The sequence below is a fragment of the Microvirga terrae genome (assembly GCF_013307435.2).
In the GTDB taxonomy this organism is placed as follows: Bacteria; Pseudomonadota; Alphaproteobacteria; order Rhizobiales; family Beijerinckiaceae; genus Microvirga; species Microvirga terrae.
This window is the reverse complement of record NZ_CP102845.1, coordinates 414599-438258: the sequence shown is the minus strand read 5'-3', so window position 1 is coordinate 438258 and position 23660 is coordinate 414599. Positions and strand designations below refer to the sequence as shown.

Annotated in this window: 18 protein-coding genes; 5 read left to right on the top strand and 13 right to left on the bottom strand. The window is 66.9% G+C overall.

Annotated features, from left to right (window positions below):
- Nucleotides 1-10: 10 nt before the first annotated feature.
- The 12 genes from HPT29_RS02090 to aceA form a co-directional block, all read right to left on the bottom strand.
- A complete protein-coding gene (locus tag HPT29_RS02090; protein WP_173949024.1) occupies nt 11-1309 on the bottom strand; it encodes an amidase in 1299 nt (432 codons plus the stop codon).
- A gap of 238 nt (nt 1310-1547) precedes the next feature.
- A complete protein-coding gene (locus tag HPT29_RS02085) occupies nt 1548-3698 on the bottom strand; it encodes a sensor histidine kinase (protein WP_173949025.1) in 2151 nt (716 codons plus the stop codon).
- Nucleotide 3699: 1 nt separating this feature from the next.
- A complete protein-coding gene (locus HPT29_RS02080) occupies nt 3700-4746 on the bottom strand; it encodes a sensor histidine kinase (protein ID WP_173949026.1) in 1047 nt (348 codons plus the stop codon).
- Nucleotides 4747-4754: 8 nt separating this feature from the next.
- A complete protein-coding gene (locus HPT29_RS02075) occupies nt 4755-5204 on the bottom strand; it encodes a response regulator (protein WP_173949027.1) in 450 nt (149 codons plus the stop codon).
- On the bottom strand, nt 5205-7442 hold the full coding sequence (locus HPT29_RS02070; protein ID WP_173949028.1) for an ATP-binding protein: 2238 nt from the start codon (nt 7440-7442) through the stop codon (nt 5205-5207).
- Nucleotides 7439-8005 (bottom strand): biliverdin-producing heme oxygenase, encoded by a 567-nt coding sequence (locus HPT29_RS02065; RefSeq protein WP_173949029.1) that lies wholly within the window; start codon nt 8003-8005, stop codon nt 7439-7441. The genes HPT29_RS02070 and HPT29_RS02065 overlap by 4 nt, the downstream gene beginning before the upstream one ends.
- Nucleotides 8002-8757 (bottom strand): ABC transporter permease, encoded by a 756-nt coding sequence (locus HPT29_RS02060; protein WP_173949030.1) that lies wholly within the window; start codon nt 8755-8757, stop codon nt 8002-8004. The genes HPT29_RS02065 and HPT29_RS02060 overlap by 4 nt, the downstream gene beginning before the upstream one ends.
- Nucleotides 8754-9692: an ABC transporter ATP-binding protein gene (locus tag HPT29_RS02055; protein WP_173949031.1), complete on the bottom strand. Its 939-nt coding sequence runs from the start codon at nt 9690-9692 to the stop codon at nt 8754-8756. Before HPT29_RS02055 ends, HPT29_RS02060 begins: the two co-directional genes overlap by 4 nt.
- Complete coding sequence (locus tag HPT29_RS02050; protein WP_173949032.1) at nt 9693-10856, bottom strand: ABC transporter permease; 1164 nt, start codon at nt 10854-10856, stop codon at nt 9693-9695. It lies immediately after the preceding gene.
- Nucleotides 10857-10945: 89 nt separating this feature from the next.
- A complete protein-coding gene (gene osmF, locus HPT29_RS02045) occupies nt 10946-11860 on the bottom strand; it encodes a glycine betaine ABC transporter substrate-binding protein OsmF (protein ID WP_173949033.1) in 915 nt (304 codons plus the stop codon).
- A gap of 210 nt (nt 11861-12070) precedes the next feature.
- The gene (locus HPT29_RS02040; RefSeq protein WP_247654339.1) at nt 12071-12280 is read right to left on the bottom strand and encodes a DUF4170 domain-containing protein; all 210 of its coding nucleotides are present in this window, start codon (nt 12278-12280) and stop codon (nt 12071-12073) included.
- 55 nt (nt 12281-12335) lie between these two features.
- Nucleotides 12336-13655, bottom strand: a complete 1320-nt coding sequence (gene aceA, locus HPT29_RS02035) for an isocitrate lyase (protein ID WP_173949034.1) — start codon at nt 13653-13655, stop codon at nt 12336-12338.
- Nucleotides 13656-13842: 187 nt separating this feature from the next.
- On the opposite strand from aceA, the gene HPT29_RS02030 reads away from it, so the two are divergent.
- On the top strand, nt 13843-15276 hold the full coding sequence (locus HPT29_RS02030; protein ID WP_173949035.1) for a helix-turn-helix domain-containing protein: 1434 nt from the start codon (nt 13843-13845) through the stop codon (nt 15274-15276).
- Nucleotides 15277-15279: 3 nt separating this feature from the next.
- On the opposite strand, the gene HPT29_RS02025 is transcribed toward HPT29_RS02030, so the two are convergent.
- Entirely contained in the window at nt 15280-16020 is a 741-nt protein-coding gene (locus HPT29_RS02025) for a glutamine amidotransferase (RefSeq protein ID WP_173949036.1), read from the bottom strand.
- A gap of 352 nt (nt 16021-16372) precedes the next feature.
- Between HPT29_RS02025 and HPT29_RS02020 the strand changes: the two genes are divergently transcribed.
- The 4 genes from HPT29_RS02020 (at nt 16373) to HPT29_RS02005 (ending at nt 23645) form a co-directional block, all read left to right on the top strand.
- Complete coding sequence (locus tag HPT29_RS02020) at nt 16373-16762, top strand: response regulator (protein ID WP_173949037.1); 390 nt, start codon at nt 16373-16375, stop codon at nt 16760-16762.
- A gap of 170 nt (nt 16763-16932) precedes the next feature.
- A complete protein-coding gene (locus tag HPT29_RS02015; protein WP_173949038.1) occupies nt 16933-20586 on the top strand; it encodes a FecR domain-containing protein in 3654 nt (1217 codons plus the stop codon).
- Nucleotides 20587-20649: 63 nt separating this feature from the next.
- Entirely contained in the window at nt 20650-22563 is a 1914-nt protein-coding gene (locus HPT29_RS02010) for a CHASE2 domain-containing protein (protein WP_173949039.1), read from the top strand.
- 194 nt (nt 22564-22757) lie between these two features.
- Complete coding sequence (locus HPT29_RS02005; RefSeq protein ID WP_173949040.1) at nt 22758-23645, top strand: cation diffusion facilitator family transporter; 888 nt, start codon at nt 22758-22760, stop codon at nt 23643-23645.
- The last annotated feature ends 15 nt before the right edge of the window (nt 23646-23660 follow it).

Here is a 23660-nt window from a genome sequence, read left to right as displayed (position 1 = left end):
TGTGCCGTGGTCAGGAGTCCGACGCCAGCACCGCCTCGACGCTCGCGGCGATGTCCAGCAGCCTCTGGTCCTGGCCGTGCCGGGCCACCAGCATGAGGCCAACGGGCCTCTCGGTGCGGGGAAGCGGCAGAGAGATCGCGGTCAGGTCGAACTGGTTCCCGAACATGGTGTTGCGCAGGATCAGCGCATCGGTCCTGTTGTAGAGCTTGTCGTCGGCTTCCAGCGGCGCGGTCAGCGGAGCCGCGATGGCGGTGGCCGGCAGCGCCAGCACGTCGATGGAAGACAACCGCGCGTCCATGGCGGCGGCGAGCGCACGCCGGCGGCGCAGCATGCGGATGTAGATCGGCGCCGGCACCGTGCCGCTGCGGGCGATCCACCAGCGCACCCGCGGGTCCATCTCGGCCGCCTTTGCGTCGAGCCAGTCCGCATGAACCTCGGATGCCTCGATGGACGCGATGGAGGCCGCGACCGTCGTGTCGGCCATGGCGTCGAGCAGATCCTCGATGGCGTGATCGGCGACCCTTGCGCCGGCCCGCGACAGGACCGCCAATGACGCCTCGAACGCCCGGTCCACCATCGGCTCGGACTGCGCGAACAGGCGTCCCCGCGGAACGCCGATCCGCAATCCGGCCAGGGGATGCGGAGCCAGCACGCGCGGCTCCTCGCCGGCCATAACCGCATCCGCGAAGGCGCAGTCCTGCACGGTACGGGCGAGCGGCCCGATGGAATCGAGGCTGGGCGAGAGCGGGAGGGTGCCGTCCAGCGGCACGCGATGCGCCGTGGGCTTGAAGCCGACGACGCCGTTGAGCGCGGCCGGAATGCGCACGGAGCCGCCGGTATCGGTGCCGATAGCGATCTCGCTCGTGCCCTCGGCCACCGAGACGCCGGCGCCCGAGGACGATCCGCCAGGAATGCGCGAGGGATCCGCCGCGTTGCCCGGCGTGCCGTAATGCGGATTGAGGCCCAACCCCGAGAAGGCGAACTCCACCATGTTGGTCCTGCCCACGATGACGGCGCCAGCCTGGCGGATGCGGCGAACGACCACCGCGTCCCTGGCGGCGGGCGGTGCATCGCGCAGGGCGATCGAGCCTGCGAGCGTGGTCTCGCCCGCCACGTCGAACAGGTCCTTGATCGACACGATCGTCCCGTCGAGCGGTCCGAGCGAAAGGCCCGCGCGACGGCGTGCATCGGCGGCATCGGCCGCAACGCGCGCCGCGTCCTCGTAGACGCGCAGGAACACCCGCTCGTCGGCCGCACGGCCGGCCAGGCGCGTCAGAATGGTTTCAAGCTTGTCTCTGATCGAGGTCATGAAGGTACCGGGTGAATGGCCAAAGGCGTGGAGCAACCTGGACGAATGGAGCGGCACCTCTCACGTCATCACCGGCCTCGTGCCGGTGATCCCGATGATGAAAAGCACATTGCTTCTCCGGATCGGGATGGCCCGGACAAGCCCGCCTTTGACGAGGAGAGCCTGTTCCCCATCGTTCTTTCAGATCGCTCCACCCTATCAGAGGGTGAGAACGAATGCTGCGGCCACGTCATCGTCGTCACGAGGCATAGCGCTCGCGCGATTCCTCCGCGTCGCTCTGATCGGGACTCATCGTCGAAAGCGGGAAGGTGATGACGCAGCGGATTCCCGCCGGGGCGAAATCGAGCTTGATCTCTCCGCCGAGCTGCTGCGCCAGGCCGCGCTGGATGAGCTTCGATCCGAAGCCCTGGCGCTCGGGCTTCTTGACGGTCGGACCGCCGCTCTCGACCCATTCCACGAGCAGCGCGGACTGGCTTGAGCCCGCAGTGAGGGCCCACATCACATGCACCTTGCCGTCCGGAACCGAAAGGGACCCGTACTTGACGGCGTTCGTCGCGAGCTCATGAACGGCCAGCCCCAGGGCGAGGACGGCGCCCGGCTGAAGATTGACCTTCGGACCCCGCAGACGGATGCGCTGGCACATGCCGTCCTGGTAGGGCTCCAGCTCGTTTTTGAGCACGTCCTCCAGAAGAGCGCCCTGCCACTGGGTCGCCGTGAGAAGGTCATGAGTCTTGGCCATGCCATGCAGGCGATCCATGAAGGCGCTCCACGCCGCAGGATCGCTGCTCGCCGCGGAGCGTCGCGTCAGGGAGGCCACGGACTGAACCGTCGCCAGCGTGTTCTTGACCCGGTGGTTGAGCTCGTGCAGCAGAAGCGCCTGCCGGTCTTCGGCGAGGCGGCGCTCGGTCACGTCCTGGGACACGCCGACCATGGACACCTGCCCGTCCGGCCCGATTCGCATCCGGCCGCTGATCCGGATCCAGTGTTCGCTGCCGTCGGGCCAGATTGCGCGATATTCCACGTGCAGGTCCGTGCGGGTCGCAAGGGCCCGGGCCATGGCCTCCGCCTGCATGGCCCGGTCGTCGGGATGGATCGACTCGATCAGGTCCGCATAGGTGAAAGGCTCGTCGGCGTCACGGCCGAAATTGGCCCGGCACAGGGCCGACGTGGTGAAGGCGCCCGTGGACGGAACGAACTCCCAGGAGCCGAGATGTCCCGCCGTGAGGGCCATGCGCAGGCGCGCCTCGCTCTCGGCCATGTGGGCGAGAACCTCCTCCCGCTCCCGCTCGTGCCTGCGGAGGCCGGTCGAGGCCTCCACGAGCGCCTTCTTGATCGTGTCGAATTCCAGCACCCGGGTGGTCGTCGGAGCCGACACCTCATGGCCGCGTCCGAGGGTCTGGGCCGCCGCCACGAGCTGGTCGACCGGTTTGGCGATGGCGCGGGAGAGCAGGACCGCCAGGAGAATGCCGCCCAGGATGACAGCACCCAGAACCGCCAGCCAGAAGAGGGAGCGCTGGGCCGACCGTGCTAGCTCCGTTTCCGGGATGCTGAGCACGAAGGACCAGCCGTAAGCCGGCGACTGACTGAAATAGGTGCGCACCGGAATGCCCTCGAGCGTCACGCTCTGGAGGCGTCCTTCCCGCGAGGCCGCGAGGGCCTCCTGAACGTTGGGACTGGCGGATTGGCCGACGAACCGCTCCGGGGCGCGGGAGCGGGCCACGATGGTCCGGCTGCGGTCGAGCACCGCGGCGTTCCACCCGCTGTCGATCCGCTGGTCGCGGATGATGGCCTGAAAGACGTCCGGCGTGATCGCGAGCGACAGGATGTAGACGACCTGCTCGTCGAGAATGACCGGGACGTCGATGGTGATCAGGCGCTGCCGGGTCAATGACCCCACATAGAGGTCGGACACATGGGGCTTGCGGGTTTCCTGAACGAGCCGCAGCGCCTCCGGACGGTTGCTGTTCGGCAAGGCGACGCCGTAAGGCACACGGGTGTTGAACAGAACGCGGCCGCCGGGTTCGAAGAGCGCGATCCACGACGGGTCGGCCAGTCCGGTGTTTTTCGTCCGCTGGTAGAATTCCTCGAGGTCGCCCTTGGCGAGGCTGGACGATTGGGCGAGCACCTGCAGGCCGACCACCGACTTCTCGATCTCGCGGTCGAGCAGCAGGCTCAGGGCACGGGCGGTTTCCTGCATGCGCAGGTCGATCGCCTGCTGCTCGGCCCGGTAGCCCGAATAGAGGCCAGCCGCCGCCACCAGAATAGTCGGCAGGGCGAGAACGAAGACCAGTCCCCACAACACCTGCCGCAGCGACGTGCGGACCCCGGCGGGACGGCCGCGATTCGCTTGTTCGGCCCTGTCTTTCGCTGCGGATCGTCGGCCCGTCATGCTAGCTGTCCTGAACCGGCATCAGGACACGCACGAGCGTGGCTGGTTCTTCCCGGGGCCAATCGACATGGGCGTCGAGCTGGCGCGCCAGGGCCTTCAGGATGGTGCCGGAGGCGCTCGTCCGCGCGGCCTCCTTCTCCTCGGGGCTGAAGGCGTCGTCGGAGATCTCGAAGAGCAGGGCCCCGTCCCGCACCTGGAGCCGGAGCTTCAGCTTTCCCTTCCGCTCCTTGTAGGCGTGGGTCAGGGCGTTGACCACGATCTCGTTGAACAGGAGCGCCATCGGGGCTGCCTTCGCGGCCTCGACCTCCACGGTCTCGATCTCGAATTCCGGCGTGATCCGCACGTCCGGAAGCGCCGCGGTCAGTTCATGGCACAAGCCCTTGGCGAAGCTCGACGCGTCGAACCGCGTCGATCCCTGCCCGTCATAGAGATCGCGATGCGCGGCGGCGAGCGCCTGCATGCGCTCCTTCACGCGCCCGAGCACGTGACGCACCTGGTCGTCCTCGGACTGGCGGATCTCGATGCCGATGAGGGAGAGCAGCAGCTGGAGATTGTTCTTCACCCGGTGGTCGAGCTCGTGCAGAAGCGCCGTTCGCTCGTCGAGCATCTGCTGCAGGGCATCCTGCGCCCGCTTCTTCTCGGCGCGCTCGCCGGCTTCGGCCAGGGCGCGCAGGATCGTGGCGGGCAGCCGGTCGAGCTTCTCCTTCAGGACGTAATCCGTCGCGCCGCGCTTCAGGGCCTCGACGGCGACCTCCTCGCCGAGGGCGCCCGACACGAACACGAAAGGCGTGGCGGGAACGATCTCCCGGGCGATCTCGAGGGCGTTCAGGCCGTTGAAGGCCGGCAGAAGGTAATCGGCCAGGATGAGGTCCCATCTCCCGTCCCGGACCGCCGCCGTGAACTCGGCGGCCGACACCACGCGCTCGATCGCGGCGGACAGGCCGGCATCGGCCAGGGCTTCCGTCATCAATTCAGCATCGAGGGCGCTGTCCTCCAGCAGGAGGATGCGCAGCCTCTGATCCGACGAGATGGCGGATGCCCGATCCATGGAGGCTCTCAGGTTCCGTTGCGCCGCGGCGGCGGCTCGTTCAGGATCGCCCAGAACACCCCGAGGTCCTGGATCGCATCGAAGAACTCGCGGAAGCCCACGGGCTTCACCACGAAGGCGTTCACCCCGAGCTCGTAGCTGCGCACCAGGTCGCTCTCCTCCCGCGACGAGGTGAGCATGACGACCGGCGTCTGCCTCAGGCGCGGGTCTGCCTTGACCTTCTCCAGCACCTCGAGCCCGTCGATCTTCGGCAGCTTGAGATCGAGCAGGACGACGGCCGGGTCGCTGGTGTTGCGGCTCTCATGGGGCCCGCGGCGGTAGAGGAAATCGAGCGCCTCCTCGCCGTCGCGCACCACGACGACCTCGTTGGCGAGCTGGCTCTGCTCGAGAGCCGCCAGGGTCAGTTCGAGATCCTTCGGGTTGTCCTCAACCAGCAGGATCGGTTTCAATTCCGGCATTCACGCCGCTCCTTCATCATGATCAGGCAGGGCGACGGAGAAGGTCGCGCCCCGGTCGAGCGCCCCTTCGGCCCAGGCCCTGCCTCCGTGCCGCTCGACGATCCGGCGAACATTGGCGAGCCCGATCCCCGTGCCTTCGAACTCTTCCATCCGGTGCAGGCGCTGGAAGACGCCGAACAGCTTGTCGATGTACTTCATATCGAACCCGACGCCGTTGTCGCGCACGAAATAGACCGTCTCCCCATTCTTTCGGCTGGAGCCGATCTCGATGCGCGCCTTCTCCCGGGTGCGGGTGTACTTTACCGCATTGTCGAGGAGGTTTTCAAAGACCAGCCGGATCAGGACCGGATCCGCGTTCACGGGAAGCAGGTCCCCGACGACCCATTGGATCCGGCGGTCGGCATGCTCGGCGGACAGCTTGTGCCTGATCTCGCCGACCAGGCCGGCCACGTCCACAGTCCGGGGCTTCAGGGCCGTTCGGCCCATCTGCGAGAAGCGCAGCAGGTTGTCGACGAGGGTTCCGGCCGTGTAGGCGGATTCGATGATGGTGTCCACGTAGCGCCGGCCCTTCTCGGACAGATCGCTCGCCTCTTTCTTCAGCAGTTCGGAATAGCCCACGATGTGGCGGAACGGGGCCCGCAGGTCGTGGGACACCGAATAGGAGAAGGCCTCCAGCTCCTTGTTGCTGCGGCGCAGCTCCTCCGACAGCGAGGCCAGTTCCTCGGCCCGGCGCAGGACGATGCCCACGATGGCGTTGCGCAGCTCCTTGACCGCCTCGATCTCGCTCCGGTCCCAGGCCAGGGAGCGGCTGCGCACCGTCTCCTTCCAGGTCTCGAAGGAGCGCCGGGGATGAAGCCTCAAGGAGCCCGCCTCCTCCTGAACGGGCTTTTGCGGATTGCCGCCCCACTTCACGGTCTGCACGACCTCGGGGCGGAACCAGAGCACGTAGCTCGAATGCACCTTGGAAATCGAGATCGAGAGCAGGCCGCTCGCCTTGTCGGCGAAGGCCTCCGCCGCCGGATAGATCGCCGCCAGGTGGTCGGTGGCGAACACGTCCTCCTGATGGTTGTCGGACAGCCAGTCGAACAGCGCCCGGACCTGATCCATTGTAGGTGCCTCGCCCAGGCACCAGCAATGGTCCTGCGTCAGGACGGCGGCGCCCTGCGCGCCGGAGAGCATCATCAGGTCGTCGGGATGGTTCACGAGGCCCGCGATGAAACGCTCCTCGGCGGCCATGTGGGCGAGAAGCCTCGTCTGCACGGCGCCGAGACGCACCCGGTTCTCGGCCAGCGTCGTGTTCTCGCGCGCCTCGAGCTGCAGGGAGAAGATCTGCGTCAGGAAATCGCAGGCGTTGCGCACCTGGAGCGAGACCCGCTTGGGCTCCTTGTTGTGGCAGGAGATCAGGCCCCACAGCTGGCCGTCGCGCAGGATCGAGATCGACATGGAGGCGAGGGTCCCCATGTTGCGCATGTATTCGAGATGGACCGGCGAGACGCTGCGCAGCACCGAGTCGCTCAGATCCAGCGGCGCGGGATCGCGCGACTGAATGGGAACCGGCGTGTAATCGGCATCGGGAATGATGCGCAGGCGGTTGCGGCGGTAGAGCTCCCGCGCCTGGGCCGGGATGTCGGAGGCGGGAAAGCGCAGGTCGAGATAGGACGGCAGGACCTCATTGCGGTCCTCGGCGATGACGGTGCCGTTCCACTGCTCGTCGAACTGATAGATCAGGACCCGGTCGAACCCGGTCATGCGGCGGATGTCCTGCGCGGCAAGATGGCAGAGGGTTTCGATCGTGGAGGCGCCCTGCAGCTGCTCGACGAACCGGCGCAGGGTGGGATAGAGCGCGTCGATGCTGGAGATCCCGCCCTGCGGCGGCTCCTCCAGCTCGAGGATCGCGCAATCGCCGGACCGGGAGACGGCCGTCTCGAAGAACCGCTCCTGCTGGGCGGTGTGGACCTGGATGGTCCGGACGAACCGGGCGTTCCCTGCCGCCGGGGGATCGTCGAGCTGCGCGGCGAATTCGGCGCTCAGGGCGGGCATCACCTCGTCGAAGGGCCGGCCGAGGGCATCGGCCGGATCGAACCCGAAGATTTCGGCCGTGTTGGCGCTGGCATAGGCGATCGTCCGGTCGGACAGCCGGATCGCGAGAAGGATCCCGTGCGGCTGGATGCTGCCGGGAATGTGGATCGGCTCCCGCTCGCAGGCGGTGAGATCGAGATCGTGCGTCTGTTGGGTCATGGGGTCTCGCACAGCCAATCGTGCATCACGGTGAAGGTATCCTGCGCGGCCCCGACGATGAGATCGTCTGCTTCCGGCGACGATGCTTCCTGAAGCATCGCTCCGAACGACTTCCACATGGCCGCGACATGGCGTCCATAGCTGCGGAAATAGGCGCAGCCCGTGTCCGCGGTGAATCCCAGTCGATGCTCCACCTGGCGCGCGATGATCGCGCCGCCGAGCGTCGAGCCCTCGACCACATACATGCTTCCCAGCACCGCCTCCGGGGCCGGCAGAGGCATCAGAGGCCGGCATTGTGGCAAACGAATGATGTCGCCGGATTTCAATCCTAGGGCCTCCAGGTCTCTGGCGAGCAGGTCCGTCTTGCGACGGCTGTCGAAGAAGGCCCGGTCGGGCGCGCGCTCGGCGGCCTCGCTCTCCCAGGCCTTGTGGAACCCGTAGAAGCGGATCAGCAGGTCCCTGTAAGCCTCCCGCGACGCGATCCGGCGATCGAGATCGATGGCGGTCTCGATCCGGTCGTGCGCCTGGCGGGTTTCGATCTTCAGTCGTTCGAGCAGTGTCATGCAACCTCGTCCACAGGGCGGCCCAGCCGTCTCGCGACAGCCCGTTCCGCCAGCCCCATTCCGTCGTGGATCAGAACCGCCAGGAGCGCAACCACCAACCCGCCCTGCAGCACGAAGGCCACGTTGTTGGACTGAAGGCCCGCGATGATGACCTCGCCCAATCCCTTGGCCGCCACCGTCGACCCGATGGTGGCGGTGCCGAGGCTGATGATCACCGAGAGGCGAATGCCGGCGAGAATCACCGGAAGAGCGAGCGGCAGCTCCACCTGGACCAGGCGCTGGCGCGGATTCATCCCCATGCCCTTCGCGGCTTCGAGGGTCTGCGGCGACACGTCCATCAGGCCCGTGAGCGTGTTCTCGAAGATCGGCAGGAGACCGTAGAGGAACAGCGCGATGAAGGTCGGCTTCTCGCCGAAGCCCACGAGCGGCACCGCGATGGCCAGAACGGCGATCGGCGGGAAGGTCTGGCCGATATTCACGAGGCTTCGCGACAGCGGCAGGAACTCGGCGCCCGACGGCCGCGTGACGAAGATGCCGAGCCCCACGGCCAGGATCGTGCTGGCGAGCGTCGCCAGGACCACGATGCGCAGATGCGACAGGGTGAGGGCGAGAAGGCTGCCCTGGTTGTAGATGGCCGGCGCGCCGTTCACGGTCAGGGGCCTGAACGCGAACGCGAAAAGCCCCGGGGCCGTGACGAAGAGCACGAGCAGGAGCAGCGCCGCCGCGCGCAGGACGAAGGCTCGTGCGCTCATGCGATGGAGCGCCCATGCGCCAGGATGCCCCGCACGCTGACGCGTCCGAGGGCGGCGCCCGTTGCATCGACCACGGGCAGGGTCTCGCGCCCGACCCAGATCAGACGCGAAAGCGCGTCGCGCAGCGACTCGGTCACGAGGATGGGTTCGCCCTCGGCGGCACCCGGCTCGAGCGCCGCCTGCACGCGCGTCAGAGAGAGAAGCCGGAAGGGCCGTTCGGCCGTTCCCACGAGCTGCTCGACGAAAGCTTCCGCCGGATGCATCAGCAGCCGGGCTGGCGTGTCGTATTGCAGGAGCCGCGCCTGATCCATCACGGCGATGCGATCGCCGAGCTGAAATGCCTCGTTCATGTCGTGCGTGACCAGCACGATGGTGGTCCCGAGGCGGCGCTGGATCGCCACGAGATCGTCCTGCGCCTTGCTGCGGATGACCGGATCGAGCGCGCCGAAGGGCTCGTCCATCAGGAGAAGGCCGGGCTTTGCCGCAAGCGCCCGGGCGACGCCCACGCGCTGCTGCTGTCCGCCCGACAGTTCATGCGGGAATTTCGTGGCGAAGTCCGCCGGATCGAGCTGGAACAGATCGAGCAGCTCCTCCACCCGGGTGGCGATCCTCCGTTTGTCCCAGCCGAGAAGGCGCGGCACCGTGGCGATGTTCTCGGCCACGGTGCGATGGGGAAACAGCCCGTAGCCCTGGATCACGTAGCCGATCCGGTGCCGCAGCTCGTCTTCCGGAATCGCCATCGTGTCCTGGCCGTCGATGAGCACGCGGCCGGCGCTCGGCTCGACGAGGCGGTTGATCATGCGCAGCAGGGTCGACTTGCCCGCCCCCGACGTGCCGACGACCACCGCGATGGTGCCCTCGTCGATCCGGAAGGACACGTCCTCGACGACGGTCGTCGCGCCATAGCGCTTGGTGAGATGCTCGATCTCGATCATCTAAGTGCCCCGCCTGGTCAGATCGATGATGGCATCGAGGGTGATGGCGGCGACGAACGCCAGGGCCACGGTGGGAATGGCGCCGAGCAGCACGAGGTCGATCGCCGTCTGGCCGATGCCCTGGAACACGAAGGTGCCGAAGCCCCCTCCCCCGATCAGCGCCGCCACGGTGGCCAGGCCGAGATTCTGGACCAGCACGATGCGGATCCCGGCCAGGATGACGGGAAGCGCCAGGGGCAGTTCGACCTGCCACAGGCGCTGGCGCACGGACAATCCCATGCCGCGGGCCGCGTCGGACACCGCGGCCGGCACCTGGTTCAGTCCGGTGACCGTATTGGCCACCACGGGCAGCAGGGAATAGAGGAAGAGTGCGATGAAGGCCGGCGCGGCCCCGATGCCGTGGATGCCCAGGGCGGCCGCCAGGGGCACGTGGGCGGACAGGTATCCCAGCGGCGCGATCAGGATGCCGAAGAGCGCGATGCTCGGGATCGTCTGGACGATGTTGAGCACCTGCAGGATCGCCGTTCGCAAAGGCCGGACGCGATGGGCCAGGATGCCGAGGGGCAGCCCGACCAGGCAGGCGGCTATCATGGAGCCCAGGGCGAGCCACAGGTGCTGGCCCGCCTCGCGCCAGAAGGTGTCCTGGCGGTTCGCATATTCCTTGAGCAGGGAAAGACCGTCCCAAGCTCCGGAGACGAGCAGAAGGGCGACCGCGCCCGCCGCAACCGCCACGGCGGCGATCCGCGCCCAGGGTCCCAGACGCAGGCGCGTCAGCGCATCGGCGGCCAGCAACGCGAAGGAGAGGGCGAGGAGCCAGAAGCCCAGGGACGGCGACACGCGCGCAAACGTGTTGCCGGGCGGCGTGACGAAACCGGCCGACCATCCGACTGCCGGAAAGATCACGCCGAGGCCCACGGACGCGGCCGCGAGGCGGATCAGCGGGCCACGGACCAATGCCGCGCACAGCGCGACGGCGAGCGCCGCGATCACCACGGTCAGCGCGCCCGGGACGGGCAACGCATCCGTCAGCATCCGCCCCTCGCCCGCCACGATGCGGTTGGCCCGGTAGATGACGAACGGACCGGCAAAGAGCGCGACGCCGATCAGGACGGCGATCACGCTCCCGAGCCGATCGAGGGACAGAGTTGGACGCAACGATGGCATGCCGGGCGCGGTCGTTCGGGAGGAGATCGTGTTCAAAAACTTCCGGCCCTTGTCGCGCCGCCTGTCGTCCCTGAAGCCGGGACTTCAGATCATTTCAGAAATCCCTTGGACTTCAAATAGTCCGTGGCCACCGCCTTCGCGGGCTCGCCGCCCACCTGGACACGGGCGTTCAGCCCCTGGAGCGTGGCGAGGTCGAGGGACGCGAAGACCGGCTTCAGGATCTCGGCGATCTTCGGGTTCTCCTTCAGGGCGGTCTCGCGGATGATCGGCGCCGGCGCGTAGACCGGCTGCACGTTCTTGTTGTCCTCCATCACCACGAGGCCCGACGGGGCGATGCCGCCATCGGTGCCGTAGACCATGGCGGCGTTGGCCCCGTTGGTCTGCTCGGCCGCCGCCTTGATGGTAGCCGCCGTGTCGCCGCCGGACAGCACAATGAGCTGTTCCGGCTTCATCTTGAAGTCATAGGTCTTCTGGAAGGCCGGCAGGGCCGCGTCCGAATTCACGAACTCGGCGGAGGCCGCCAGCACCACCTTGCCGCCCTTCGTCACCCACTGGCCGAAATCGGCGAGCGTTTTCAGCTTGTTGGAATCGGCCACGTCCTTGCGCAGCGCGATGGCCCAGGTGTTGTTGGCGGGCGCGGCATCGAGCCAGACGATCTTGTTGGCGTCGTAATCGAGCTTCTTGGCCGTCTCGAAACCCTTGGCCGCATCCTTCCAGACCGGATCGTCCGCCTTGTTGAAGAAAAAGCCCGCATTACCGGTGTACTCGGGGTAGATGTCGATCTCGCCGGCCGTGATGGCCTTGCGCACCACCGGGGTCGCCCCGAGCTGGATCCGGTCCTGGGTCTTGATGCCGTTGGCATTGAGCGCGAGCAGGATGATGTTGCCCAGCACGGAGCCTTCCGTGTCGATCTTCGACGAAACGACCACGTCGGCCCGGGCGGCCCCGGCAGCCGCCAGGGCCAGGGCAGCAGCCAATGTCAGCGACTTGAGGACGGTCTTCATGCGAACCCCCTAGAGAAACAGCGCCTTGCTCTTTCTAGGACAGTCGGGCCGTTTAGGCAGGGGGGAGGCTCCCGAAGAATGATCCGGGAAGTTAAAAACTTCGTGTGGCGGCAAAAGATCCCACCGCAAAGATCCCGCCGCAAAAGATCCCGCCGAAGGAACCATCGTCCTCCGGCGGGGCGACCGCTGCGAGCGCCTCGCGGGGCCTCGTCAGGCGCTCAGGGTCGACGGAGGCTCCTGGGCAATGGTGAACCGCACCTGCGCCTGGGGACGGTGATCCTCGGAGAGCGTGCGCCAGGTGCGCTCGGCATCCATGCGGCTCTCGAAAGGACCGACCACCCGCTCGGTGCCTTGGACGATGGTTTCGCAGTCGCAGGAGGTGTACTCGCCGCCGACCACCCAGAAACGGGACTTCATCATGATCGATCTCCATTGGTGACAAAGGTTAGGGGGCTGAATTGGGACTTGGTTGATCTCATTCGGCCGCTTGGAGCTTGGCCGGGCTCTGGAACTGCGCGGTCTCGGTCGATTCCGCCATCGCCGTCGTGGAGGACTTGCCGCCAGTGATGACCACCGAGACCTGGTCGAAGTAGCCGGTGCCGACCTCGCGCTGGTGCCGGGTGGCCGTGTAGCCGTCGGTCTCGGCGGCGAATTCGCGCACCTGCAGGTCGGAATAGGCGCCCATGCCACGGTCGCGGTAGCCGCTCGCCAGCTCGAACATGCCGTAGTTGAGCTGGTGGAAGCCCGCCAGGGTGACGAACTGGAACCGGTACCCCATGGCGCCGAGCTCGCGCTGGAACTTGGCGATGGTGGCGTCGTCGAGCTTCTTCTTCCAGTTGAAGGAAGGCGAGCAGTTATAGGCCAGCAGCTTGCCCGGATGGCGCTTGTGGATCGCTTCCGCGAACCGGCGCGCATCGTCGAGATCCGGGTGCGAGGTCTCCCACCACAGGAGGTCGGCGAGCTCCGCATAGGCCAGGCCCCGGGCGATGCAATGGTCGAGGCCGGTGCCGTCCTTCAGGCGGTAGAAGCCTTCCGGGGTGCGGCTGTCGGGCTCGATGAAGGGCCGGTCGCGCTCGTCCACGTCCGACGTGATGAGCTTGGCCGATTCCGCGTCCGTGCGGGCCATGATCAGGGTCGAGGTGCCCATCACGTCGGCCGCGAGCCGGGCGGCGATCAGGTTGCGCTCATGGGCCGAGGTCGGGATCAGCACCTTGCCGCCGAGATGGCCGCACTTCTTTTCCGACGCCAGCTGGTCCTCGAAATGCACCCCGGCGGCGCCGGCCTCGATATAGGCCTTCATGATCTCGAAGGTGTTGAGCGGTCCGCCGAAGCCCGCCTCCGCGTCGGCCACGATGGGCAGGAACCAGTCGCGTTTGGCGCCGCCCTCCGCATGCTCGATCTGGTCGGCGCGCTGGAAGGTGCGGTTGATGCGCCGGCACAGCTCGGGGCCGGAATTGGCCGGGTAGAGCGACTGGTCCGGATACATGGCGCCCGCCACGTTCGAATCCGCCGCCACCTGCCAGCCGGAGAGGTAGATCGCCTCCAATCCCGCCCGGGCCATCTGCATGGCCTGGTTGCCCGTCATGGCGCCGAGCGAATGGACGTAGGGACGCTCCTGCAGGAGCCGCCACAGGCGCTGTGCGCCGCGCTCGGCGAGCGTGTGGGCGATCGGGAAGGATCCGCGCAGCCGGGTCACGTCCTCGGCTGAATAAGGCCTGCGGATACCGTCGAAGCGCCCCTCGGGAGCGGCGGAGATCAGGTCTTGCAGCGGGCCCTGATTCGGCTGATGGGTCATGGGGATCGGTCCTTTTACATTTCTTGACAAAACCATCCCGCAGTCCAGAATTATTGCAGAGCAGCAGGACGTCTTGATTGAATAATCCGCGAAGAAGCGATTGTTTCAACGAGGGATTTCAAAAGAAAAGTCGCCCTGTAAAGCTTTGACTCGACGGGTCGTGTAAACTTGTAAAAAGATTTACAACATGGATGAGAGCAGAAAGCTTTTCGTGGGCCCCCGTCTCAAGAGGCTGCGGCGCGAGCTCAACATGAGCCAGTCGCGCATGGCCGAGGAGCTCGGGCTGTCCCCGAGCTACCTGAACCTGATGGAGCGCAACCAGCGGCCGATCACCGCCCAGGTGCTGATCCGCCTCGCCCACGCCTATTCCCTCGACCCGCGCGAATTCGCCAACGACGATCACGAGCGCACCGTGTCGGAGCTCGAGGAGGTCTTCGCCGATCCGCTCTTCCGCGCCACCCCGGTGGCGCGGCTCGAGCTGCGCGAGACCGTGGAGAGCGCCCCCTCCCTGGTCGACGCCGTCAACCGTCTCTACCGGGCCTATCAGGCCCTGCGCGGCGCCCGCGAGGCGGTCATGCCGAGCCCCAGCGACCGCGACCGGGCGGAGGACGCGTCCCAGGTCAATCCGGTCGACCGGGTGCGGGAGCTGATCCACGAGGCGAAGAACCATTTCGCCGAACTGGACGAGGCCGCCGAGACCCTGGCGTCCGACCTCTCCCTGACGGGCCACGAGCCCTTCTTCGCCATCGCCGAGCGCCTGCACGCCCGGCACGGGATCCGGGTGCGCATCATGCCGGTCGACGTGATGCCGGACAGCTTGCGCCGCTACGACCATCACCGGCGCCAGCTCCTGATCTCCGAACTGGTGGATCCTTCCGGAAGGACCTTCCAGGCTGCCTACCAATTGGCCTTCGCCGAGATGCGCGAGACCATCGACGCGCTCGCCGCCCGGCTCGAGCCCACCGACGGACCGGCGCGGCGGCTGCTGCGCGTCTCCTTCGGCAACTACTTCGCCGGCGCCCTCATGATGCCCTATGGCCGGTTCCACGCGGCCGCGGAGGCGCTCGGCTACGACGTGGAGGTGCTGGGCGCCCGCTTCGGCGCGAGCTTCGAGCAGGTGGCGCACCGGCTCACCACGCTGGCCCGCCCGGGCGCGCGGGGAATTCCGTTCTTCCTGGTGCGGGTGGATTCCGCCGGCAACGTGTCGAAGCGCTTCTCCTCGGGCCGGTTCCCGTTCTCGCAGTTCGGCGGCACCTGCCCGCTCTGGAACCTGCACTCCACCTTCCGGATCCCCGGCCAAGTGGCGACCCAGATCGTCGAGCTGCCGGATTCCTCGCGCTGGTTCTCCATCGCCCGCACGGTCAGGCGCGCCTTCAACCCATGGGGAGCGCCCGATCCGCAATTCGTCGTGGGCCTCGGCTGCGAGCTGAAATACGCCCACCGCCTCGTCTATGCCCGCGGCCTCGACCCGGCTTCCGCGGACGCGACGCCGATCGGGGTCAATTGCCGCCTGTGCGAGCGCGCCGCCTGCCCGCAGCGCGCCGCCCCGCCCCTGATGCACGCGCTTATCGTCGACGAGATGAAGCGCGGGATCTCGCCCTTCGAATTCGACGCGACCTGAATTTCAGGCCCGCAGGCGCTTCGGCAGCGGGTCGTCGAGCCAGTGATCCAGAAACCGGTCGAGCCAGCGCGAGACATGCGGGTCGTGCTGGAAGCGTCCGGCGAGCTGCCGGACCCGATCCTGCGCGCCCGGCATGGCGAGCCGCTCCGCGGCACGGACGGTCCAGCGGCACAGCATGGCGTGGGTGACCTCCGGGTGGAACTGGAGGCCGAAGGCCCGCTCGCCGACCCGGATCGCCTGGGTGGGAAAGTCGTCGCCCGTCGCCAGGGTCTCGGCCCCATGCGGGCAGTCGAATCCTTCCCGGTGCCAGTGATAGACATGGCTCGGCCAGGGAACGCCCCAGTCGCCGCTGAGGGCCTCCCCGGCAGGGGTCGGCAGCAGCGGGTAATAGCCGATCTCGGCCCGGCCTTCCGGATGGGCCCAGACCCGGGCGCCGAGATGCCTGGCCATCATCTGGGCTCCGAGGCAGAGGCCGAGAACAGGCTTGTTCTCCTTAAGCGGAACCTCGATCCAGTCGATCTCGGTCTTCACGAAATCGTCAGGATCGTTGGCGCTCATCGGACCGCCGAAGATGACGGCTCCCGTGTGTTCCGCGAGGGTCTCCGGAAGCGGGTCGCCGAACCGGGGACGGCGGATGTCGAGGGGGTAGCCGCGTTCGACGAGCAGACGCCCGACCCGACCGGGGGTCGAGTGCTCCTGGTGCAGAACGATGAGAACGGGTGCCCTGGACCGCCGCCTAGGCATGGATTTGATCCGATCCGGGAGCATTCATGGGCCGATACAGGCAATCACGCGGGGACATGGTTCGATTATTCGAGCCGGGCGGCGTTCTCCGCAAGGCCCCCAAAGGACGATCAGCCATGCTTCATCCGGATAACCGTCTAGCCGGGGATCTAGGCAGGGGCAGGGGAACGCCCTAAGATCATACCGTAACATTATCATGGGTTATGGCGGTTCTGCCCGGTTTTTGCTTGGATCTGCAAAAATGATAGAAGCGTCTGATTCTCCAGGCTTGAAGTCCAGACCATCCTGCGCATCTTGTTCCGTGCCCTGCTGAGCCATCGGCGGGCGCCCCAGCGTGAAAGAAAGTAAACCCGTGACTGACAGCGTAACCAGCGACGGCGATCTCAACGGCCTGCGCATTCTCGTCGTCGAGGACGAAGCCGCGATCTCCCTGCTCCTGGAAGACATGCTTCTCGACTTCGGCTGCGAGGTGATCGGCCCGGCCGCACGCCTGTCAGCCGCCCTGGACGCCGTGGCGCGCGAACAGGTCGATCTGGCGATCCTCGACGTGAATGTCGCCGGCGAGCCGATCTACCCGGTCGCCGAAGCCCTGGCACAGCGGTCGATCCCGTTCGTCTTCTCGACGGGCTATGGCAGCGCGGGCATCCGGGACGCCTTCCGTGACCGCCCGGTTCTGCAGAAACCCTTTGCCCAGAACGATCTGAAGCAGAAGCTGCTGATGGCACGCGGCAAGTCGGCCTGAAATCGCATCCCGCGGTCATTCCCCTCCCACCTGTTGCGGGAATGCCGCAATCGTTCACCCTGTGCTGCAAAACACATCGTCCGTGATGTGAATCGGCTTTGTTCCTGAGCGTATCCTGCTAAGTTCCAGTAACGTTAGAGCAGGTAACCTTTCGATCGAGCCGACCCTCCATGTCTTTCCGTTCCCTCAGGTTTCTGGCCGCTGCAAGCGTCCTGGCGCTGTCCCTTGCCGATGCTCAGGCGCAGGAGCCCGTGGCGCGCCAAGCCCCCGCTGCGGGCGCCATCGTGGCGGCCAAGGGCGGCGAGGAGATGCGCTTCGTGCGCGAGGACCTCTGGCGCGCCGCCCAGCTCCAGCAGAGCCTCGTGGGCGGCGACACCCTGCGCACCAACGCCATCGGCAATCTGGCGATCCTGTTCAAGGACCAGACCCAGATCCGCGTCGGCCGCAACTCGACCCTGACCGTCAACGACGTGGCCGGCGGCGGCGACGCGAACACCCAGCTCAGCCTCCAGGCCGGCAACATCTGGGCCCGCGCCGCCCGCGGCGGCTCGGGCGTCGACGTCAAGACGCCTGCCGCGGTGGCGGCGATCCGCGGCACCGACTGGTCCCTGTCGGTTGACGGCGCGGGCAAGACCTCCCTGGTGGTGCTGGAAGGCGTCGTCGAGCTCAAGAATCCGCAGGGCGCGGTGACGGTGCGTCAGGGCGAAGGCGCGGTGGCGGCCGTCGGTCAGGCGCCGACGAAATTCGTCCTCGTCAGCCCCAATGACCGCGAGCAGATGCTCTTCTACATGACGATGCGCGAGGTGTTCATCAACCTGCCGACCACGACCTTGGAGACCAGGCAGTTCAAGGCCGAAGGCGCGCGGATCCAGGCTCTACCGGCCGAAGCCCGCACGGCGGAGGATTGGCTCACCCTTGCCGAAAGCCTCATGAATTCCGGCGACAGGCGTGCGGCGGCGGCCCCCCTGGCGGAGGCCCGCAGCCGCCCGATGACTCGGGCGCAGCGTGCCCGCGCCGACTACCTGGAGGCCCTCATGGCCGGTGCAGACCGCCGCTGGCAGGACGCGATCAGGCTCTTCGAGCGCGCCAAGCCCGGTCTGGACTCCCGGCGCCGCGGCTGGGCCGAGTATGGCCGCTACGCGGCGGCCTCCCTGGCGGATCCGAAGCGGGTCCAGCCGGTCCCGAAGGTCCCGGTCAAGGATCCCAGAACGGCGGAGATCAGTGCCTATCTCACCGGTTTCCGCCAGGATCTCAAAGCCGCCGCCGCCGAGGCGGCGGCCGCCGAAAAGGCATTTCCGAACGATGCCGGCCTTGCCATTCTTTCCGCGTCCCTGGCCCAGGATCTCGACCATCGCGAGGACATGTACGCGGCCTATGAACGGGCCAAGGGCGCCGATCCGACCGATCCGAACGTGGTCGCGTTCGGGGCGACGATCAAGGCGGATTACGCCCGCGACATCGACGGCGCCCTGGCCGACCTCTACGCGGTCGTGAAGACGGAACCGAATTTCTCGCTCCTGAACCAGATCGGCCTGCTCGAACAGGGCCGCGGCGCCTTCGTCGAGGCCGAGGCCGCCTTCCGGCGCGCGCTCGCGATGGAGCCGCAGAACCCGATCCCCTATGTCAACCTGGCCCTTCTCCTCCTCGACCAGAGCCGGGTGGACGAGGCGGGCGCTCTCATCGACAAGGCGCTGGCGCTCGACCCGACCACCGCGTACACGGCCCGTGGACGCTATCTGCTGCAGAAAGGCAGGATGGCCGAAGCGATCGAGTTCATGCTGGCCGGCTCCGCCGTCAATCCGGCTCTCGCCAACGACCAGGTCACCCTGGCCGATGGCTTTTTCCAGAACGGCGATTACGAGCTCGCCTGGCAGACCCTCGACAATGCCGACAGGCTCGATCCGAGATCTCCCATCATCCCCATCCTGCGCACGGCCTTTGCCCTCGACCTTTATCTTGCCGACGAGGCGATCCTGGCCGCGCGCGAGGCCCTGAAGCGCTACCGGGACCGGGGCGGCGATTATGCCGGGATCTCGGTCAGCAAGCAGACCGGCTCCTATCCGGTCGAAGCCTATCGCTTTATCAATCTGCACGATTGGGCGCGCTTCTACGCCGACCGCACCTTCGATCCCTTCGAAGCCCAAGGCTATTTCGATCAGGCGATCGTCAGCCGCCCCGGCCTGTTCGCCACCGAACCGACGCTCGATACTGCGGAAGGCACGGACCTCAACAGCGCCGCCCTGAACCTCTCGATCCAGGGATTGCTTCTCGATCCCCTGGCCGTCGCTGGGCGCATCGGGCGCTACGATCCGATCCGCCGCCCTTTTCTCGATACGGAAATCGGCGGCGGGGCGATCGTGCGCGGCGGCCAGGTCGGCTATCAATCGGGCGTGTTGGTCAACGGCTTCGTCAACGAGCCGCTGCCCACGAGCTTCAGCCTCTCCGCGAGCGCCAACGAGGCCCGCGGCGATCTGACCGCCGACAACGAGAGGGGACGGGGCATTACCTTCAGCCTCGGCACCGCACCCAGCGCCGCTGATCGCTTCCTGTTCATGGGCTGGGCGAACGAGGGACAGCCGGGCCTGACCGATATCAACCGGATCGACCTCACACAGCATATCGAGCGGGACACGACCAACCTGTTCGGAATGGCCGGCTGGAGCCACACCTTCGGGTACCGGAACGTGCTTTCGGCCGCCGTGTTCGCGAGCCGGAACGACACGCTCGACCGCGGTGAGGTCTGGGATTACGGGTTCTACCCCGAACTCGGCAATCCCTATGCCATCCACACCCTCTGGAGCCAGAAGCAGCGCGTCGACGGCGTGGTCGGCGCCGTCAGCCACGCCATCGGGATCGGCGACTTCAACTTGCGCTACGGGCTGGAGGCGCAGGCCGGTCAATTGCGCGACAGAGGCGTCAGCAACAGCGATCTCTACTACTTCAGCGGTATCGGCAGCGACAGCGACAGCGTCGCGTCCGAGAGCCCGTTCCGCGGAGGCCGCGCGTATGCGGACGTCCTGTGGCGTCCGAACGACTGGTTCGAGGCCGAGGCCGGGATCCATCGCACCTTCCTCGACGTCAAATACGACAGGCCCGATGTCTGGGTCTCGCCCCGCTTCGGCATCGGCATCTCGCCGCTGGAAGGGCAATGGCTCCGCGCCGCCTATGTGGAGAACGCCGACACGTTCCTGAGCTACACGCTCGCGCCGACCACGACGGTCGGGTTGATCCCCAACGATACGCCCGCCAGCGGGCCGACCAAGAGCCTCGTGCTGCGCTGGGATGCGGAATGGACGCCGCGAGTCTTCACGGCCCTGGAATATCAGCGGCAGACCGTGAACGATCTCAACGTTCCCAGAATCAACACGCTGAGCAGCTTCGAGGACATCGAGGAGGCCCGCGCCGAATGGCTCGCCGCCACGATCAATGTCTGGCTCGGTCACGGGATCGGCGTCTTCGGCACCGTGGGCGGAGCGACGTCGAAGATTTTGGAAAGCTCGCGGACGGATGAGCCCACAGGCATCGGCGAGCCGGTTCCCTACATTCCGGAGCGCTTTGCCCGCTTCGGGATGACCTTCGTCCATCCGAGCCGCCTGCGGTTCACCCTGACCCAGAATTTCATCGGCGAGCGCTCGGGCTCCTACGGGAACGACCGGCTCGATTCGTACTGGACGACCGACGCCGCCCTGACCTGGGAAACGCCGGACCGGCGCTTCCAGGTCGGCGTGACGGCGCTGAACCTGTTCGACCAGAGATACGATTTCGGGTTCGACATCCCGGCTCCGGGCCGCACCGTGGCGGCGAGCGTGAAGGCGCGGTTCTGAGTGAGCGGCGGAGGATCGACAGCGAGAGACCACGCAGGAGAGCCCCTCTGGCGTCACTTCGCCATGGCCGGGCTGATCGCCGCTCTGCTGATCCCGGTTCTCGCCTTCCCGCCTTTTCGCCTGGTCGAGGCGCGGCTCTACGACATTCTCTCCGTCATCGCGCCGCCCCTGCCGGCGCAGCCGGGCGCCGTGGTGGTGGCCATCGACGAGCCGTCCATCGGCGAAGTCGGCCAGCGCTGGCCCTGGTCGCGGGAGCTTCACGCCAGGCTGGTCGAGAACCTGCGGGCCGCCGGCGCGAAGGTGATCGCCTTCGACATCATCTTCGCCGACCCGACCACAGAGGTGGCCGACACGGCCTTCGCAGGGGCGCTCGGACCGGACGTGGTGCTGGCCGCCGACGACGTGACTACGCCGCTGGCCCAGGGCGTTCAGGTCACCCGGGTCATGCCTCTCGATCCGTTCCTCGATGCCGGCGCGGCCATCGGCGTGGCGTCCGTGGATCTCGACGGCGACGCCTATCTGCGGCGCATGCCGCCATTGAACGACAGCCTGGCGGCCGAAGTGCTTCGCCTGAAGGGCGAACCGCAGGGGCCCGCCCCGGACGGCGCCCTGATCCAGTATTTCGGGCCGGCCCGCTCCTATCCGACCGTCTCCTATTACCAGGCCCTGAAGCCGGACGAGTTCCTGCCGCCCGGATTCTTCAAGGACCAAGTCGTGCTGGTGGGCCTGAGCCTGAAGCAGGCGACCTCCGCCGAGATCGGCGCGCCCGATACCTTCCCGACGCCCTATACGCTTACGGAAGGGACGCTCACGGCGGGCGTGGAGGTCCAGGCCACGATCCTCGACAATCTCAGGCACAATCTCTACGTGCTGCCCGTGCCCCGGCTCGTCATGGCGCTTCTCGTGATCGCCGGAGCCCTCCTGGCCGCCGCCTTCTCCACCCGGGGCGTGTCCTGGCGGACCGGGCTCGCGGCGGCGTTCCTGGTCGCGTTCTTCTTCGTCGGGGCATGGGCCATGCTGCGCCTCGGCCGCGTCTGGGCCCCGCCGGCCCTGCCGGCCGCCGCGGCGCTCGCCGTCTTCGGCGCGCGGTTCGGGCTCGATTACGCCCGGGAGCGCCATCTGCGCCGCACCGTGTCGGAAGCCTTCTCGCGCTACCTCTCGCCGGATCTTGTCGCTCAGCTCGCCCGTGATCCGAGCGCCCTCAAGCTCGGCGGCGAACGCCGCGAACTCTCGATCCTGTTCTGCGACGTGCGCGGCTTCACGACCCTGTCCGAGAAGCTGAAGGACGAGCCGGAGCGGCTGACCGCTCTCATCAATCGCCTGCTCGATCCGCTCTCCGAAGCGGTGCTCGCGGAAGGCGGAACCATCGACAAATACATCGGCGATTGCGTGATGGCGTTCTGGAACGCGCCGCTGCCGAGCCCGAACCATCCGCTGCGCGCGGCTAGGGCGGCCATGCGCATGCTGGAGGCGGTCGAAATCCTGAACGCCGAGCTGAGCCGGGAACAGGGCGAGGACGCGCCGCGCTTCGCCATCGGGGTGGGCATCAACACCGGCGATTGCGTGGTCGGCAACGTGGGATCGCGCTGGCGCTACGATTACTCGGTTCTCGGCGACACGGTGAACCTCGCCTCGCGCCTGGAGAGCCTGTCGAAGGAATACGGCGTTTCCATCGTGCTCGGGCCCGCGACGGCGAGCGCCCTGCAGGAGCATTTCGTGCTGATCGAACTCGACCGGATCGCCGTGAAAGGCCGCGCCGAGAAGACGGCCATCTTCACCATCCTGGCGCCCGCAACCCAACCTCAGGATCCGGCGCTGGCCGAATTGATCGAGCTGCATCCGACGGTTCTCGACACCATCGGGGCCGGACGGCGGGTGGAAGCCCTCGCGCTCGTCCGGCACTGCCAGACGCTCGCCCCTTCCCTGTCGCGCTATTACGGCAAGCTCCTGCTGAAGGCGACGGCTCTCCCGGAGTGACCCGCCGCCGGCTTCCGGCACCCGGGATCGCACCTTCGTTCTGCGCGACCAGGTCCGACGTCCGGACAAAACGTCTTTTCGAAGACCTGACTTTGCGAACGAATTGCAAGTAAAAACAAAGTGTTGCGCTTGGGAAAACAGCCTCTATAAGGTCGCCTCGTTTCCCGCAGAACTCTCTCGTCAAGCATCGCGCCATGGACAAGATTCAAAAACTTGCCCTGGGCAGCATTTTCGTCGGAACGGTTGTTCTCGTTCTGAAATATGCCGCCTACTACATTACGGGCAGCATTGCGCTTTATTCGGATGCGCTGGAAAGCATCATCAATGTGGTGACCGCGTTGGCGGCCTTCATGGCGGTGCGCCTGAGCGCTGCCCCGGCGGACGCCAACCATCCCTACGGACACCACAAGGTGGAGTATTTTTCCGCCGTCCTCGAAGGCGTTCTGATCATCGTGGCCGCGCTGGCGATCCTGCGGGAGGCCTATTTCGGCTTCCTGTCGCCGAAGATGATCGACGCCCCCATGGAGGGCCTGGCGATCAATGCCTTCGCGGGCGTCATCAACGCCTTCTGGTCCTGGCTGCTGATCAGCCGCGGACGGCGCATGCGCTCCCCGGCGCTTGTGGCCGACGGGCGCCATCTCCTGACCGATGTGATGACCTCGGCGGGAGTCCTGATCGGCCTTCTGCTGGTTCCCATCACGGGCTGGTACTGGCTCGACTCCGCCCTTGCGGCTCTGGTGGCCGTCAACATCCTCTGGTCCGGCTGGGGGCTGATGAAGGAAAGCATCGGCGGCCTCATGGACGAGGCCCTGCCGGAGGCGACGCTCGCCCGCGTGCGCGAGGTCATCGCGGTCAACGCGGAAGGCGCCATCGAAGCGCACGACCTGCGCACGCGCCATGCGGGCCGGATGACCTTCATCGATTTCCATCTCGTGGTGCCCGGCCACATGAGCGTGACCGACGCCCACGACATCTGCGACCGCCTGGAACGGGCGCTCAAGGCCGCCGTGCAGGACGCGCTCATCACGATCCATGTCGAGCCCGACAACAAGGCCAAGCACGCCGGCATCGTGGTTCTCTGACGCCCCGCGTGGCTT

Coding starts and splice junctions, on each gene's coding strand:
- HPT29_RS02025 (WP_173949036.1), bottom strand. CDS start 16,020: ATGCCTAGGCGGCGGTCCAGGGCACCCGTTCTCATCGTTCTGCACCAG.
- HPT29_RS02055 (WP_173949031.1), bottom strand. CDS start 9,692: ATGATCGAGATCGAGCATCTCACCAAGCGCTATGGCGCGACGACCGTC.
- HPT29_RS02090 (WP_173949024.1), bottom strand. CDS start 1,309: ATGACCTCGATCAGAGACAAGCTTGAAACCATTCTGACGCGCCTGGCC.
- HPT29_RS02040 (WP_247654339.1), bottom strand. CDS start 12,280: ATGATGAAGTCCCGTTTCTGGGTGGTCGGCGGCGAGTACACCTCCTGC.
- HPT29_RS02065 (WP_173949029.1), bottom strand. CDS start 8,005: ATGACACTGCTCGAACGACTGAAGATCGAAACCCGCCAGGCGCACGAC.
- HPT29_RS02070 (WP_173949028.1), bottom strand. CDS start 7,442: ATGACCCAACAGACGCACGATCTCGATCTCACCGCCTGCGAGCGGGAG.
- HPT29_RS02015 (WP_173949038.1), top strand. CDS start 16,933: ATGTCTTTCCGTTCCCTCAGGTTTCTGGCCGCTGCAAGCGTCCTGGCG.
- HPT29_RS02080 (WP_173949026.1), bottom strand. CDS start 4,746: ATGGATCGGGCATCCGCCATCTCGTCGGATCAGAGGCTGCGCATCCTC.
- HPT29_RS02075 (WP_173949027.1), bottom strand. CDS start 5,204: ATGCCGGAATTGAAACCGATCCTGCTGGTTGAGGACAACCCGAAGGAT.
- HPT29_RS02030 (WP_173949035.1), top strand. CDS start 13,843: ATGGATGAGAGCAGAAAGCTTTTCGTGGGCCCCCGTCTCAAGAGGCTG.
- HPT29_RS02005 (WP_173949040.1), top strand. CDS start 22,758: ATGGACAAGATTCAAAAACTTGCCCTGGGCAGCATTTTCGTCGGAACG.
- osmF (WP_173949033.1), bottom strand. CDS start 11,860: ATGAAGACCGTCCTCAAGTCGCTGACATTGGCTGCTGCCCTGGCCCTG.
- HPT29_RS02085 (WP_173949025.1), bottom strand. CDS start 3,698: ATGACGGGCCGACGATCCGCAGCGAAAGACAGGGCCGAACAAGCGAAT.
- HPT29_RS02050 (WP_173949032.1), bottom strand. CDS start 10,856: ATGCCATCGTTGCGTCCAACTCTGTCCCTCGATCGGCTCGGGAGCGTG.
- HPT29_RS02010 (WP_173949039.1), top strand. CDS start 20,650: ATGGCCGGGCTGATCGCCGCTCTGCTGATCCCGGTTCTCGCCTTCCCG.
- aceA (WP_173949034.1), bottom strand. CDS start 13,655: ATGACCCATCAGCCGAATCAGGGCCCGCTGCAAGACCTGATCTCCGCC.
- HPT29_RS02060 (WP_173949030.1), bottom strand. CDS start 8,757: ATGAGCGCACGAGCCTTCGTCCTGCGCGCGGCGGCGCTGCTCCTGCTC.